A 15392-nucleotide genomic window follows, 5' to 3' on the forward strand; every position below is an offset into this window, starting at 1 on the left:
CACTTTCATGGCACACGGCAATGATCTCGTTGCTATGCGCGCCGATCAAACGAACAAGGACATGAAGCGGCGTATCCCCCTGAGCACCACATATGTCATTAGCGGGGTATTCCGCTCCCCCGGTGTCCAGCGGCGTGCACCGAGAAGGGATGTGTTGACAAGGTGGTACCCCACCGATCACGCCTGGCGGCGCTCGCCGGGCTGACACTCGTGGCGGGCCTCGCCGCCTCCACACCGGCGAACGCCGACGAGGTCTCCGAACTCGCCCCCCTCCATCCCGCGCCCTCCTCCGAGAACGGTGAACTGACCCACCAGGCCAACGGCCTGTGGTTCATCGAGCTCGAGAGCCCGCCCACCACCGAGGGCACCTCCCCGGCGACGGTGGACGGCGAGCACGAGGACTTCCGGGCCGAGGCCGAGGAGCACGGCCTGGAGTACACCGAACGGCACTCGTTCAGCGAGCTGTGGAACGGCCTCTCCGTCCGCATGGACGACACCCAGGTCGGCACCGCGCGGGAGATCCCCGGCGTGAGCGCCATCCACCCCGTCCTCACCTACCGGATCCCCGAGACCGGCGAGAACGTCCCCGACCTGGACACCGCGCTCCCCATGACGGGATCCGACATCGCCCAGAACGAACTCGGGCTGACGGGCGAGGGGCTCCGGGTGGCCATCATGGACACCGGCGTCGACTACACCCACCCCGACCTGGGCGGGGGCGGGTTCCCCAACGACCGCGTGGTCGTCGGGCACGACTTCGTGGGCGACGACTTCAACGCCGGCGACCCCGCGTCCGCCCCCGTCCCCGACGAGGACCCCCAGGACTGCAACGGGCACGGCACGCACGTCGCCGGGATCGTCGGCGCCGAGGGCCGGGTCACCGGTGTGGCGCCCGCCGTCGAGTTCGGGGCCTACAAGGTGTTCGGCTGCACGGGGTCCACCACCTCCGACATCATGATCGCCGCCATGGAGCAGGCCCTCGCGGACGACATGGACGTGCTCAACATGAGCATCGGCTCCTCGCACTCCTGGCCCCAGTACCCGACCGCCGTCGCCTCCGACAACCTCGTCGACGAGGGCATGGTCGTCGTCGCCTCCATCGGCAACGAGGGCGCCACCGGCCTGTACTCGGCGGGCGCCCCCGGCCTCGGCGAGGACGTGATCGGCGTCGCCTCCTTCGACAACACGCACATCCAGGCCGCGTCCGTGACCGCCGACCCGAGCGGCGAGGCCCTGGCCTACATGGAGATGGGCGCGGCCGAGCCGCCGCCCGCCTCCGGCAGCACCGACGAGCTCGTCCACGTCGGACGGGGCTGCGCCTCCCTGGGCGACGAGGTCGCGGACCTGGAGGGCCGGACGGCCCTGATGGTGCGCGGCGAGTGCACCTTCGCCGAGAAGTACGACGCGGCCCTCGACGCCGGCGCCACCGGCGTCGTCATGTACAACAACGTGCCCGGCATGTTCGCCGGCGGCGGCATCGTCGATCGGGGCGCCTTCTCGATCGGTGTCTCCGACGAGGCCGGCGCCCACCTGCTGGAGCTCCTGGAGGGCGACGGGCCCGTCACCCTCACCTGGACGGGCGAGGACATCACCATCCCCAACCCGACCGGCGGGCTGATCAGCTCCTTCAGCTCCTTCGGCCTGGCCGCCGACCTGTCCCTCAAGCCGGACATCGGCGCCCCCGGCGGCCTGATCAACTCCACGTACCCGATGGACCAGGGCGGCTACGCCACCATCAGCGGCACCTCCATGTCGTCGCCGCACGTGGCGGGCGGCGTCGCGCTGCTGCTGCAGGCGCGCCCCGACCTGGACTCGCACGAGGTGCGCACCATCCTCCAGAACAGCGCCGATCCGAAGGCGTGGTGGGGCAACCCCGGCCTGGGCCACCCCGACAACGTGCACCGCCAGGGCGCGGGCATGCTGGACGTCCCCGGCTCCGTGCTCGCCACCACCACCGTGACCCCCGGCAAGCTGTCCCTCGGCGCCACCGGGGAGGCCGTGACCGAGACGGTCACCATCACCAACGACGGTGACGGGGAGGCCACGTACGAGCTCTCCCACGAGGCCGCCCTGGGCACCCACGGCGACACCTTCGCGCCCGGCTACAACGACGGCTCCGCCGAGGTGGCCTTCGACAGCGACTCGGTGACCGTCCCCGCCGGGGGTTCGGCCGAGGTGCGGGTCACCGTCACCCCGCCCGCCCAGGACTTCGAGCAGATGATCTACGGCGGGTACGTCACCGTGTCCGAGACCGGCGGGGAGACCTACCGGGTGCCGTACGCCGCCTACAACGGCGACTACCAGCAGATCGAGGCCATGACCCCGATCAGCGACGGGTCGGGCGTGGTCGCGGACCTGCCGTGGCTGACCAGGATCACGGAGTGCGAGGCCTTCTCCGGCCTGGACTGCGCGAGCGACAGCGGCGGCACGTTCGAGAACCAGCCGGACGGCGCCTCCTACACGATGGAGTGGGTCGACGGCCTTCCCGACGTGCCGTACGTGATCGCGCACTTCGACCATCACGTCACCAGGCTCGACATGGTGGTCGTCGACGAGCGCACCGGCCGCCCCGTCCACCCCGACCGCAACGTGGGGGTGTCGGTGGACTACGTGCACCGCAGCGCGACGAGGACGTCGTTCTTCAGCTACCCGTGGGACGGCACGGTCGTGGACAGGCACGGCCGGATCACCGACGTGAGGGACGGCTCCTACCGGCTGGAGGCCCGCGCGCTCAAGGCGCTCGGCGACCCCGACAACCCGGACCACTGGGAGACCTGGACCTCCCCGGTCATCACCATCGACCGCGGGTAGTCCCGCACGCGCCACGGGGCCGTCCTCCCTCCGGGGAGGGCGGCCTCCGCCGTGTCCGGTCCCCGGCCCGCCGGCGCGGACCGGGCCGGGACACGAACGCGGGGCGAGGACCGCCGCCCCGCCCGGCCCCTGACCGCGGGACGCCGCGGCCAGGCGGAGAGGGGCGCGGCCGGGACCGGCCTCAGGCCGGGCGCACGAGCTTCTGGCTGATGACCTGCGAGATGCCGTCGCCCTGCATCGTGACGCCGTACAGCGCGTCGGCCGCCTCCATGGTGCGCTTCTGGTGGGTGATGACGATCAGCTGCGACGAGGCGCGCAGCTCCTCGAAGATCACCAGCAGCCGCTGGAGGTTGGTGTCGTCCAGGGCCGCCTCGACCTCGTCCATCACGTAGAACGGCGACGGGCGCGCCTTGAAGATCGCCGCGAGGAACGCCACCGCGGTCAGGGACCGCTCCCCGCCGGACAGCAGGGACAGCCGCTTGACCTTCTTGCCGGGCGGCCGGGCCTCGACCTCGATGCCGGTGGTCAGCATGTCCTCGGGCGAGGTGAGGAGCAGGCGCCCCTCGCCCCCCGGGAACAGGCGGCCGAAGATCGCCGCGAACTCGCGCTCCACGTCCAGGTAGGCGGACGCGAACACCTCCTGCACGCGGGCGTCCACCTCCTGGACGATGTCCATCAGGTCGCGCCGGGTCTTCTTGAGGTCCTCCAGCTGCGCGTTGAGGAACGCGTGCCGCTCCTCCAGGGCGGCGAACTCCTCCAGGGCCAGCGGGTTGATCTTGCCCAGCTGGTTGAGCTGGCGCTCGGCGGCCTTGGCCCGCTTGGCCTGCACCTCGCGCACGTACGGCAGCGGCACGGCCTCCTCGCCCGCGTCGGCGGGCGGCGGCACCGGCACGCGCGGACCGTACTCGGCGACGAGCGTGGGCACGTCGACGCCCAGCTCCTCCATCGCCCTGGTCTCCAGCTGCTCCAGGCGCAGGCGCCGTTCGGCGCGGGCCACCTCGCCGCTGTGCGCCGAGCTGGTCAGCTTCTCCAGGTCGACGGACAGCTCGCGGACCCGTGCGCGCACGGTCCTCAGCTCGCCGTCCCGCGCCTCCTTCCCGGCCTCGGCGACGGCCCGCTCGTTCTCGGCGGCCGCGAGGGAGACGGCGATCCGCTCCAGGGCCAGCCGCGCGCTCTCGGCCACCGCCCGGGCGACGGTGGCCTGCGCGGCGCGGGTCCGGCGGCGCTCGACGGCGCGCTCCATGGCGCGCCGCTCCTCGAAGGCCTGGGCGCGCAGCTGCTCGGCGCGCCCGGCGATCGACCGGGCCCGCTCCTCGGCGGTGCGCACCGCCAGGCGGCGCTCCATCTCGGTGGCCCGGGACCGCGAGGCCCGGACGGCGAGCTCGTCGCGGGTCTCCGCGTCGGGGGCGTCCTCCTCGATGGAGGCGGCCACCTCCTCGGCCTCGGCCAGCTCCTCCTCCAGCCGCGCCAGCTTCCCGGCGTTCTCGTCCCTCGCGGCGGAGGACGTGGCCGCGGCGGCCGCGTAGCGCTCGGACTCCGCCTCCGCCGAACGCGCCTGGCCGCCGAGCTTGCCCAGCCTCTGGGCGGACTCGTTGCGCTTGCGGTCGCTCTGGCGGCGGCGGGCGGTGAGCTCGTCGACCCGGGCGGCCAGGTCGGCCCGTTCGCGCTTCTTGGCCTCGAGTTCGGCGGCGATCCGCTTGGCGCCCTCGGTGGCCGCCTCCAGCCTCTCCCCCGCCTCGTCCACCGCGGCCTGGACCTCCAGGAGGCTGGGCGCCCCGGCGGAGCCGCCCTGCACCAGTGCCCCGGTGAACAGGTCGCCCTCGGGGGTGACGGCCCGGACCCCGGGCAGGGCGGCGACGAGGGCGCGGGCCGCGTGGACGTCGTCGGCCAGGGCGGTCCGGTCGAGCAGCGCGGTGACGGCTCCCCGGAGGCGGTCCGGGACCACGACGGCGTCGACGGCGTACCGGACTCCGGCGGGCAGTACGGGCCAGGACTCGCGGGGCGCGGAGGGCACGGCGTCGGCGACGACGACGCCCGCGCGGCCCGCGTCGCGGTCCCGGAGGAGTTCGAGGGCGGCGACGGCCGTGTCGGGGGACTCCACCGCGACGGCCCCCGCGGCCGCGCCGAAGGCCGCCGCGACCGCGGTCTCGTGTCCGGGATCGACCTGGACGAGGGCGGCGAACCCGCCCAGCATGCCGGGCAGGCCGGAGTCGAGGAGGGGGCCCGCGCCGTCCTTGTGCGCCAGGCCCAGCTCGAGGGCCTCCTTGCGGGCGAAGAGGGCGGAACGCTCGCCCTCGGCGGTGCGCTCGGCGTCGCGGAGCCGGTTGAGGTCGGTGTCGGCCGCGGAGAGCTGACGGGCCGCCAGCTCCTGCGCGGAGTCGAGTTCGGCGTCGCCCTCGTCCAGCCCGGCGGACTCCTCGGCGGCCATCTCGTACTCCGCCTGCGCCTGCCGGGCGCGCTCCGCGGCCTGCCGGGCGGACTCCTCCAGCCTCGTGGTCTCGTCCTCGTCGGAGGACAGCCGGCCGCGCAGGCCCTCCACGCGGGCGGACAGGCGGACGAGGCCCTCGCGGCGCTCGGAGGCGGCGCGGGCGGCGGCCTCCAGCCGCTTCTCCTCGCGGTGCAGCGCGTCCTCGGCGGCGGACCGCTCGGTGACGGTGGCCTCCAGAGCCTCCCGGGCCTCCTCCAACCGGGTGAGCAGCTCCTCCTCCTGGGCGGCGGCCTCCTCGGCCTCCGTCTCCAGTTCCTCGGGGTCGCGGCGGTGGACGGGCTCGTCCGCGACGTCGGCCAGGTTGCGGTGGCGCTCGTCGGCGAGCCCGCGCACGGCGTCGAGCCGCTCGGTGAGGCGGGAGAGCGCGTGGTAGGTCTCGGAGGCCTGGGCGAGGGCGGGCGCGGCCGCGGTGGCCTGGGCCTCCAGCTCGGTCTCGCGCTCCTGTGTCCGGGCGAGGGCCGTCTCCGCCGCCCGACGCCGGGTGAGGACCTCCTTCTCGTCGGCCTCCTCCTTGGCGAGCTGCTCGGTGAGGGTGACGATGTCGTCGGCCAGCAGGCGCAGGCGCGCGTCGCGCAGGTCGGCCTGGATGACGGCGGCCCTGCGGGCCAGCTCGGCCTGGCGGCCCAGCGGCTTGAGCTGGCGGCGCAGCTCGGCGGTGAGGTCGTTGACGCGGTCGAGGTTGCCCTGCATCGCGTTGAGCTTGCGGATCGCCTTCTCTTTGCGCTTGCGGTGCTTGAGGATGCCGGCGGCCTCCTCGATGAGGGCGCGGCGCTCCTCGGGGCCGGCGTGCAGGACGGTGTCCAGCTGCCCCTGGCCCACGATGACGTGCATCTCGCGGCCGATGCCGGAGTCGCTGAGCAGGTCCTGGATGTCGAGGAGGCGGCAGGTGTCGCCGTTGATGGCGTACTCCGAGCCGCCGTTGCGGAACATGGTCCGCTTGATGGTGACCTCGGTGTAGTCGATGGGCAGGGCGCCGTCGGTGTTGTCGATGGTGAGGCTGACCTCGGCACGGCCCAGCGCCTGGCGGGTGGAGGTGCCCGCGAAGATCACGTCCTCCATCTTGCCGCCGCGCAGGGACTTGGCCCCCTGTTCCCCCATCACCCAGGAGAGCGCGTCGACGACGTTGGACTTGCCCGAGCCGTTGGGACCGACCACACAGGTGATACCGGGCTCGAAACGCAGGGTGGTGGCCGACGCGAACGACTTGAAGCCGCGCAGCGTCAGATTCTTCAGATACACGCACACCTCCCACGGCGCTCACCTGCCATTCACGGCACGACCATCCAAGGGTGCCACGAAGCGGTGACCGCGGGGGGTGGTTCCGGCCGACGTCCTCCGATGGAATCGGCCGCTGACCTGGGTCGGGGCCGGGATCGGGGGAGGGGGGACGTCCGGCGGACACGGAGGGTTGTGACAGGGTCCGCCGGGTACAACGGTAAAGGAAGCCGCAAGGGAAAGGAAAATCTGCGGCGTGCGGGCTCTCGCCGGACCGTGGTGGCCGACGGGTTCCTCAGGGACGCCTGAATGACGCGTTCGGCGCCCCCGCCGGTGAACGGAACATCCCGGAAACGGTCGGCCTGTCGGCCGGTACGTCGGTGGCGCGGGTCAGGCGAGCGCGGGCTCGCGGTCGGTCGCGCCGGCTGCGACATCGGTGACGGCCATGTTGAGCTGGTCGTTCCGTGCCTGAAGACGGCTGATCTCGTCCTCCAGGTCGCGTACCCGCTTCTGCAGCCGCCGCATCTCCGAGACCATCCGAGGGTCGGAGCCGCCGACGTGGCCAAACAGAGCCTTCGCCATGATGTAGGTCCTCCACACTGAGTGACCAGTGGATTCTGCGCATGCGATGTCCCGCGGGATTTCCAACTGGAGTTGTCCCCTACGCGGGTGGAAGGTTGCGCGATGTGCCTTCCAGAGTCTCACTCTGCGCGCCGCCGGTCAAGATTGGATTACGACAGTACGTAACGACCACAACCCAGCGAGAGACGATCTGGGCACGTGGTGGCGCACGATTCAAACGTGACGACCCCCGGCTCCGCCGGCGTGCGCGGGCCTCCAGGGGCCCGCACGATGATCGCCCCACACCCCCCGGAACCCTTGCCACGAGCCCTCTGGGCCGCCGCGGTTCCGCGGTGTGCTCGAATCGCGTTACGCCTCCAGCATACTCACCGCTCGACGAAACCGGTGAACCCGCCCCCAGCCGGAGCCCAACGTTCGACCACGGAGTCCACACGACCGGGTGTACCGCCGCCCCGGAGATGGCCAAGAAGGCGTTCACAGGCGTCCCTCGGGCCTTCGGCGACCACCTCGACCCGGCCGTCCCCGAGGTTCGTGGCGGCTCCGGTCAACCCCAGTTCGAGGGCGCGAGCACGCGTCCACCAGCGGAAACCCACTCCTTGGACGTGTCCCCGCACCCAGGCGGTCATCCGCACGGATGCGCTCTCGTTCCCCACGGTCCGACCTGCTTCCTTACCCGACAGACAGAGTTCTCTCACCGACACGCCCAAAGTCCGGCACCGGGACGTCCAGGACTCCGTCAGGAGCACGGCAAGAGTGCTCCCGGAATCCACCAGGTCACCCGCCGGGCCCGTGTCCTCGTCCCGTGTCCCCTCAGGCGCGCGGGCGCGGCCGCTCCTGGCAGCGCGGACAGCTGAACGAGGAGCGGTTCATGAACGCCTCGCGCACGATGGCCGTGCCGCAGCGGCCGCACGGCAGGTCCCTCCGCCCGTAGGCGTTGAGCCCGCGTGAGAAGTAGCCGCTCTCCCCGTTGACGTTGACGTACAGGCCGTCGAAGGTGGTCCCTCCCACCTCCAGCGCCTCGGTCATCACGTCGCGCGCGTGCCCCAGCAGCTCCGTCGCCCGGCCGCCCGACAGGGCCCGCGTGGAGTGCGCCCAGTGCAGGCCGGCCCGCCACAGCGCCTCGTCCGCGTAGATGTTGCCGACGCCGCTGATGAGCGACTGGTCCAGCAGCGCCCGCTTGACCTCGGTGTCCCTCGCGCGCAGCGCCCGCACGAACGCCTCCGGGACGAACGCGGGGTCCAGCGGGTCCAGGGCGATGTGGTCCACGGACGACGGCACGTCGACGCGATCGCCGGGCACGTCCACCATCACGTGGCCGAAGGTCCGCTGGTCCACGAAGCGCAGTTCGGCGCCGTCCGAGAGGGGCAGGCGCACCCGCAGGTGGCGCTCGTCGGGCTTGCCCGCGGGCTGGACCAGCATCTGCCCGCTCATCCCCAGGTGGGCGAGGAGCATCTCGCCGCTGTCCAGGACGAGCCACAGGTACTTCCCGCGCCGGCGTGCCGACGTGGGGACACGGCCCTCCAGACGGGCGGCGAAGTCGGCGGCGCCGGGCTCGTGGCGCCGTACCGACCTGGGGTGCAGGACCTCGACGGCGCCGATGGAACGGCCGACCGCGTGTTCGGCCAGTCCGCGGCGGACGACCTCGACCTCCGGCAGTTCGGGCATGGCCGCCTCAGCCCCGGCCCTCGCCGGAGGGGGAGTCCCCGGCGGTCTCGGCGGCCCGCGCCTCGGACCTGGCCTTGATGGCCTTCCACGCGGACTCGGCGGCCTGCTGCTCGGCCTCCTTCTTGCTGCGGCCCTCGCCCAGGCCGTAGCTCTCCCCCGCGACGCGGACCGTGGCCCGGAAGGTCTTCTGGTGGTCGGGACCGCTCTCGTCCACGTGGTACTCGGGGACGCCGAGCATCTCGGCCGCGGTGAGCTCCTGGAGGGAGGTCTTCCAGTCCAGGCCCGCCCCCAGCCCGGAGGCGGTGGCGATGAGCGGGTCGAAGAGCCTGTGCACGAACTCCGACGCCACGTCCAGACCCCTGTCCAGGTAGACGGCGCCGATGATGGCCTCGAGAGTGTCGGCGAGGATCGAGGACTTGTCCCGGCCCCCGGTGCCCTCCTCGCCGCGGCCGAGGCGGATGTAGGCGCCGATGCCCAGGCCGCGGGCCACGTCGGCGAGCGCGCGCATGTTGACGACGGCGGCCCGCAGCTTGGCGAGCTGCCCCTCGGGCAGGTCGGGGTGCTTGCGGAAGAGGGTGTCGGTCACCACCAGGCCGAGCACGGAGTCGCCCAGGAACTCCAGGCGCTCGTTGGTCGGCAGCCCGCCCTTCTCGTAGGCGTAGGAGCGGTGGGTCAGGGCCCGGAGCAGGATCTTCGAGTCGACCTCGACCCCGATGGCCCGATGGAAAGCCCGGGCCTCGGAGACGGAGAGTTGGCTAGCCACTCGTTCACTTCCCTGTTCGTACGCGCCGTGGAGCGGCGCGCGGACGGCTGGAGTCGGGTGTGGACCCCGCGGCCCGTCAGGGGTGCTCGAAAACGAGGTGACCGTCGCGGGAGCGTCCGCTCCCCCGGCAACCACCACGAACTCGGGAACCCGAGGGGCCCGGATCTCTGGTGTGGTGCTCGGTGTTCCTGTTGCTTGTCGTCGTGTGCCCGCTGTCTCTGGGATCACTCTACAAACCCCGGCGCCGCGCTGTCTCGCGAGCGCCCGCCCGGTCAGGGCGCCGGCGGCCTCCCGGCCCCGGCAAGCACGACGGGGCGGACCCGTGGAGGGTCCGCCCCGAGATGAGTCGGGAATCGGGTACCGGGACCCGAAGCCTGTCATCCGCGCCTAGGCCGGGTTGATGACCTGGCGGTTGTTGTAGGTGCCGCACGTCGGGCACGCGATGTGGGGCTGCTTCGGGTCACGGCAGCGCGGGCAGTTGACCAGCACCGGGCGCGAAGCCTTCCACTGGGAACGGCGGGTCCGGGTGTTGCTCCGCGACATCTTCCGCTTCGGGACGGCCACTTCAATCCTCCTGGGTCACCCCCGCGCGGTCGCGGGAGGTCGCTTATCTGGTCACCCCGCGCGCTGTGGCGGGGAGGGTGTGCTCCGGTCGTCGTCGGCGCCGGCAGGCGCTGTCCGCGATCGGTTCACGAGCTCATCGTTCGCCGGGGTCGTCCGCGAGACCGCGGAGCGCCTCCCAACGGGGGTCGACGTTGTCACCGTGGCCGTGGTCGGGGCCGACCTCGGCGAGTTTGGCCCCGCACTCGGAGCACAGGCCGGGGCAGTCCGGTCCGCACAGCGGTGAGAGTGGGAGCGCCAGCACGACGGCGTCTCGGACCACCGGTTCGAGGTCGAGCAGATCGCCCTCTAGATAGTAGTCCTCATCCTCGTCGGCCGCGTCCTCGTCCGCCCCGGAGACCTTGTCGTCCTCGTCGCCGGGGTAGCGGTACATCTCCTGGAAGCCCGCCTCCATGTCGTCGGACAGGGGGTCGAGGCAGCGCGAGCACTCCGCGGTGAGCTGGCCGCGCACGGTGCCGGTGACGAGGACGCCCTCCATCACCGCCTCCAGCCGCAGGTCCAGCTCGACCTCGCTGCCCTCGGGCACGGCTGCCATCGCCGTCGCGAACGCCTCGGGGACGGTCACGATGCGGTTGACGGTCCGCATCGACCCCGGCTGGCGGCCCAGCTGGCGGGTGTCGACCACGAACGGGTCGCGAGGATCTAGACGAGACAGGGTAATCGCGCTTTCACGAGAAGACGGGTCGCCGGGCGCGCGGAAGGCGTCGTGACGACGGCCGCGACCAGCGCGAGCGCACACCGAGAACCGGCGACGCCCATGGTCAAACCCTGATCCTACCTATCATGTCCCCGACCACCCAAATCAGGCCCCGATCAGCGCTGTGCCAGGGCCTTCCGGAACAGGGCCGGGCGCCGTCCGCGCAGCCGCGGGGCGGGTCCGGGACCCGCGCGTGCGGCGGATCCGCGTGGTCCGGTCTCCACCCCGGGGAGAGGTCGGGCCGGGGCGCGTGCGGCGGATCCGCGGGCCGGAGCCCCTCAGCCCCGGGGGCCCTCGGAGTCCCTCTTCGCGTACTTCTCCCGCAGTCGGCCCTGGACGTAGGGGGTGACCAGGCTGGAGACGTCGCCCCTGTGCTGGGCGATCTCGCGCACCAGGCTGGAGGACAGGAACGAGTACTGGGGGTTCGCCGTCATGAACACCGTCTCCACACCCGAGAGGCGGTAGTTCATCTGGGCGATCTGGAGCTCGTAGTCGAAATCGCTGACCGAGCGCAGGCTGCGCACGATGGTCTCGATGCCGTTCTCGCGGCAGAAGTCGACGAGGAGGCCGTCGAACTCGCTGATCCGGACGTTGTCGAACTCCGCGGTGCCCTCCTCCAGCATGTCCAGCTTCTCCGGGACGCTGAAGAGCCCGCGCTTGTTGACGTTGTTGAGCACGGCGGCGACGACCTCGTCGTACTGCTTGGCCGCCCTGCCGATGATGTCGATATGACCGTAGGTCACCGGGTCGAAGGACCCCGGGCAGACGACACGGCGCACGGTGGATCGCCCCTCTCAAGAACTACCTTCGGGTAACGCGATGGTAGGGGCTCACTCCTGCGCCAATCCGGGCAACACCCACTTAGTGTCCGCATTCACGCACGGTCCGGACTCTCGTGCGCTTGTCGCACGACAACCGCCCCGAACTCACCCCTGCACCCGGGGACTCCTACCCCGCATGTGCGAAATCAGACACTCTGCCCGCTTTCGCCAGGTTCTCGCCGTGGCCGGAGGCGCTCGCGGAGGTGGACGGGGACCGGGGGCGGGGCGCCGCAGGCGGGCGGGGGCGTGTGGGTGACGGGCCCAGGGGAAACCGCGCCACAGGCGTCAGTCGAGGGTGGCGGAGGGAGACGGGCCCGGAGGAACCGCGCCGCAGGCGTCAGTTGAGGGTGGTGGAGGGTGACGGGCGGGCGTACCAGAGAACCGCCTCCCCGTACCCGCGGCTGCGGTCGGGTTCCAGCCCCGGGGGCCACGCGGGTTCGGCGCCGCGCTTGGAGCGCTCGACGACGACGAGGGCGTCCGGGGTGAGCCAGCCGCGCCCGGCGAGGTCGCGGAGGACTGCGGCGACCTCGTCGTCGGTGACGGCGTAGGGCGGGTCGGCCACCACGAGGTCGTAGGGCGCGCCGGGGTTGTCCTGGCCGAGGACCCGTTCCACCCGGTCGGCCGCCAGGCGCGCTCCGGAGAACCCGAGCACCGCGATGTTGTCCCGGATCACCTGGGCGGCCTTGCGGTCGGCCTCCACCAGCAGCGCGTGGGCGGCGCCGCGGGACAGGGCCTCCAGGCCGATCGCCCCCGAGCCCGCGTACAGGTCCAGGACGCGGAGGCCGTCGAGCGGGCCGAGGTCGGACTGGGCGGAGGAGAACAGCGCCTCGCGGGCTCGGTCACTGGTGGGGCGGGTGTTGCGGCCGTCGGGCGCGGAGATGCGCCGTCCGCGGGCCGTCCCGGCGATGATGCGGGTCATGCCCCCACGGTAGCGGCCGGGGGCGGCGGGCCGCGGCCGAGCGGGGGCAGCACGGTGCGGGCGGAGCCGGCGGCCCCCTGATACCACGGTAGGACGGTCGGCGGGGCGCCACCAGACCCGCCGCCCGCCTGTGGACGGGCGGGTCGGCGGGCGGGGGCCCGGGCGCGCCGCAGGGGCCAGGACGCCGCCGGGGCGGAGCAGGGCCCGGACCCCGCGGGGACGGGCCGTGGCCGGGGGACAGGACGGGACCGCGTCCGGCGACCCGGCGGGCCGCGCCCGGGGCGCGGCGGGGGGCTGCGCGCCCCCTCCGGGGCCGGAGTGCCCCGAGCAGCCCCGGCCCCTCGCCTCCCCGGTCAGGTCTTGTCGAGGTACTCCGCCCGATCCTCCGGGAGGAGCGCCTCGAGGGCCTCGGCCAGCGGGGGGTGGGCCTCCAGCCCGGGGTCCTCTGCCACGTACGCGGTGGCCTCCTCCCGGGCCTCGCCGATCAACTCCTCGTCCTTGAGCAGGGTGAGCATCCGCAGGCTGGAGCGGGCCCCCGACTGGGAGTCGCCCAGGACGTCGCCCTCGCGCCTCATCTCCAGGTCCACGCGGGACAGCTCGAACCCGTCGGTGGTCGCCGCCACGGCCGCCAGCCGCTCCCGGGCCGGCGAGCCCTCCTCCGCGTCGGTGACCAGCAGGCACAGCCCGGGCAGTCCGCCCCGCCCGACCCGGCCCCTCAGCTGGTGGAGCTGCGAGACCCCGAACCGGTCCGCGTCCATGATCACCATCACAGTGGCGTTGGGCACGTCCACGCCGACCTCGATGACGGTGGTGGAGACGACCGCGTCGGTCTCCCCCGCGGAGAAGCGGCGCATGACGGCGTCCTTGTCGTCCGGGGCCATTCGGCCGTGCAGGCTCTCCACGCGCAGACCGGAGAGCGGGCCCTCCGCGAGCCGGGCCGCCACCTCCAGCACGGCGAGCGGGGGGCGCCCGCCGGGGGCGTCCCCCTCCGGGGCGGCGCCGACCTCCTCGCCGGCCTCCCCCGTGTCGTCGTCGCCGATCCTCGGACAGACCACGAAGGCCTGGTGGCCCTCGGCCGCCTCCTCCCGGATGCGCTCCCAGCCCCGGGTCAGGAAGTGCGGCTTCTCCGCGGCGGGCACCACGTGCGTGGAGACGGGGGCCCGCCCGGAGGGCAGCTGTGTGAGGGCGACCACGTCGAGGTCCCCGTAGACGGTCATCGCGACGGTGCGCGGGATCGGCGTGGCGGTCATCACGAGCACGTGCGGACGGCCGTCCACGGCCTTCTCCCGCAGGGCGTCGCGCTGCTCCACACCGAACCGGTGCTGCTCGTCCACCACCACGAGCCCCAGGTCCGCGAAGGACACGTGCTCCTGGAGGAGGGCGTGGGTGCCGACGACGATCCCCGCGGCGCCGGAGGCGGCGTCCAGCAGGGCCTCCCTGCGGGCGGCCGCGTTCATGGAACCGGTGAGCAGGGCGACCCTGGTCGCGGGGTCGGCCCCGTCGATCTGCCCGGCGCGTCCGAGGGCTCCGAGCATGGCGTTGACGGAGCGGTGGTGCTGCTGGGCGAGGACCTCGGTGGGGGCGAGCATGACCGCCTGGCCGCCGGAGTCGACCACGCGGAGCATCGCGCGCAGCGCCACCAGGGTCTTGCCCGCGCCCACGTCGCCCTGGAGCAGGCAGTGCATGGGGTGGGAGGCGTCGAGGCGCCGGGCGAGGCGTTCGCCGACCTCCCTCTGGCCGTCGGTGAGCGTGAACGGGAGCTGCGCGTCGAAGGCGTCGAGGATGCCCCCGTCCGCCCCGGGCCGGGGCTTGGCCGGCAGCTCCTCGGCCTGCCTGCGGCGGCGGGCGAGCGCGAGCTGGAGCACGAACGCCTCGTCCCACTTGAGGCGGCGCCGGGCCGCGCCGACGTCGGCCCACTCCGCGGGCCGGTGGATGCGGCGCAGCGCGTCGGCGACGCCGAGCAGCCCGCGGCTCCCGCGCAGTCCTGGGGGGAGCGGGTCGGGGAGGCTGTCGACGTCGGCGAGGACGGTGGCGACCGTGCGCGCGATCGTCGTGGAGTCCAGGCCCTTGACCGCCGGGTACACGGGGATGAGCTCGTCGGCGTAGGCCTGGGCCCGCTCCTCCGTGTCGCCCTCCTCGTCGAGGAGCTCGTACTGGGGGTGGTCGAGCTGGCGGCGGCCCTTGAAGGTGGACACCCGCCCGGAGAACATGGCCAGCCGCCCGGGGACGAGCGCGTTCTGGTGGTACGAGCCCCGGTTGAAGAAGGTCAGGTGCAGGCGGCCGGTGCCGTCGGTGACGGTGGCCTCCATCATGTCCATGCGCCGGCGCCCCTGCCGGGCGGGGACGGTCCGCCTCCTGGCGTCCAGGACGCGGGCCTGCACGGTGACCTCCTCCCCCTCGCGCAGCGCGGCGAGGTCGGTCAGGTCGCCCCGCCGGTCGTACCTGCGCGGGTAGTAGCGCAGCAGGTCGCCGAGGGTGTGCAGGTCGAGCTTCTCGGCGAGCGCCTTCGCCGTCTTGCCCCTGAGCGGTCCCCTGCTCAGCGGTTCGTCCCAGGTAGTCACGTCTGTTCCCGTCCCGGCGTCTCTGGATCGCTGGTCACCGCAACGGTAGACCCCCGCTGCGACGCTCGGGCGCCCACCGCGTCGTCGTCCGCCGGGATTCCGGGGACCGGGCCGCCGGCGGGCCCCGTCGGCGGCCCGGCCTCGGCCGGGCGTCCGCCCCACCGGACCGGGGTATACTCGTCAGAGTTCATCGCGTTTTCGCCATGCCCGCCATGGGGGATTCGATGCGCCGGTGGGTGCTGGGGTCCT

11 protein-coding genes are annotated in these 15392 nt (G+C 73.0%); 1 reads left to right on the top strand and 10 read right to left on the bottom strand.

The window, feature by feature from the left end; genetic code table 11:
- Positions 1-162 precede the first annotated feature (162 nt).
- Entirely contained in the window at positions 163-2811 is a 2649-nt protein-coding gene (locus ACQPYD_RS27700) for a S8 family serine peptidase (protein WP_433698366.1), read from the top strand.
- Between the two features lie 181 nt (positions 2812-2992).
- Here ACQPYD_RS27700 and smc read toward each other — a convergent pair whose 3' ends face one another.
- The 10 genes from smc to recG form a co-directional block, all read right to left on the bottom strand.
- The gene (gene smc, locus ACQPYD_RS27705) at positions 2993-6538 is read right to left on the bottom strand and encodes a chromosome segregation protein SMC (protein ID WP_433698367.1); all 3546 of its coding nucleotides are present in this window, start codon (positions 6536-6538) and stop codon (positions 2993-2995) included.
- 366 nt (positions 6539-6904) lie between these two features.
- Positions 6905-7096 (bottom strand): hypothetical protein, encoded by a 192-nt coding sequence (locus ACQPYD_RS27710; RefSeq protein ID WP_433698368.1) that lies wholly within the window; start codon positions 7094-7096, stop codon positions 6905-6907.
- A 365-nt stretch (positions 7097-7461) separates the two neighbouring features.
- Positions 7462-7722: an acylphosphatase gene (locus ACQPYD_RS27715; protein ID WP_433702153.1), complete on the bottom strand. Its 261-nt coding sequence runs from the start codon at positions 7720-7722 to the stop codon at positions 7462-7464.
- A 184-nt stretch (positions 7723-7906) separates the two neighbouring features.
- Entirely contained in the window at positions 7907-8761 is an 855-nt protein-coding gene (mutM, locus tag ACQPYD_RS27720; RefSeq protein WP_433698369.1) for a bifunctional DNA-formamidopyrimidine glycosylase/DNA-(apurinic or apyrimidinic site) lyase, read from the bottom strand.
- Between the two features lie 7 nt (positions 8762-8768).
- A complete protein-coding gene (gene rnc / locus ACQPYD_RS27725; protein WP_433698370.1) occupies positions 8769-9524 on the bottom strand; it encodes a ribonuclease III in 756 nt (251 codons plus the stop codon).
- Positions 9525-9911: 387 nt separating this feature from the next.
- Positions 9912-10088 carry a 50S ribosomal protein L32 gene (gene rpmF, locus ACQPYD_RS27730; protein WP_121187691.1) on the bottom strand — a complete coding sequence of 59 codons (177 nt, stop codon included), beginning with the start codon at positions 10086-10088 and terminating at the stop codon, positions 9912-9914.
- Positions 10089-10221: 133 nt separating this feature from the next.
- Positions 10222-10770, bottom strand: a complete 549-nt coding sequence (locus ACQPYD_RS27735) for a YceD family protein (protein WP_433698371.1) — start codon at positions 10768-10770, stop codon at positions 10222-10224.
- 350 nt (positions 10771-11120) lie between these two features.
- The gene (gene coaD / locus ACQPYD_RS27740) at positions 11121-11621 is read right to left on the bottom strand and encodes a pantetheine-phosphate adenylyltransferase (protein ID WP_433698372.1); all 501 of its coding nucleotides are present in this window, start codon (positions 11619-11621) and stop codon (positions 11121-11123) included.
- A 379-nt stretch (positions 11622-12000) separates the two neighbouring features.
- A complete protein-coding gene (gene rsmD / locus ACQPYD_RS27745) occupies positions 12001-12582 on the bottom strand; it encodes a 16S rRNA (guanine(966)-N(2))-methyltransferase RsmD (RefSeq protein WP_433698373.1) in 582 nt (193 codons plus the stop codon).
- A 353-nt stretch (positions 12583-12935) separates the two neighbouring features.
- A complete protein-coding gene (recG, locus tag ACQPYD_RS27750; protein WP_433698374.1) occupies positions 12936-15143 on the bottom strand; it encodes an ATP-dependent DNA helicase RecG in 2208 nt (735 codons plus the stop codon).
- Positions 15144-15392: the final 249 nt, after the last annotated feature.

Origin of the sequence: Nocardiopsis sp. CA-288880 (assembly GCF_050955985.1) — a bacterium.
Classification (GTDB): Bacteria; Actinomycetota; Actinomycetes; order Streptosporangiales; family Streptosporangiaceae; genus Nocardiopsis; species Nocardiopsis tropica.

Excerpts from the sequence above, each read along its gene's own strand:
- ACQPYD_RS27710 (WP_433698368.1), bottom strand. The coding sequence starts at position 7,096 with ATGGCGAAGGCTCTGTTTGGCCACGTCGGCGGCTCCGACCCTCGGATG.
- mutM (WP_433698369.1), bottom strand. The coding sequence starts at position 8,761 with ATGCCCGAACTGCCGGAGGTCGAGGTCGTCCGCCGCGGACTGGCCGAA.
- rsmD (WP_433698373.1), bottom strand. The coding sequence starts at position 12,582 with ATGACCCGCATCATCGCCGGGACGGCCCGCGGACGGCGCATCTCCGCG.
- ACQPYD_RS27715 (WP_433702153.1), bottom strand. The coding sequence starts at position 7,722 with ATGACCGCCTGGGTGCGGGGACACGTCCAAGGAGTGGGTTTCCGCTGG.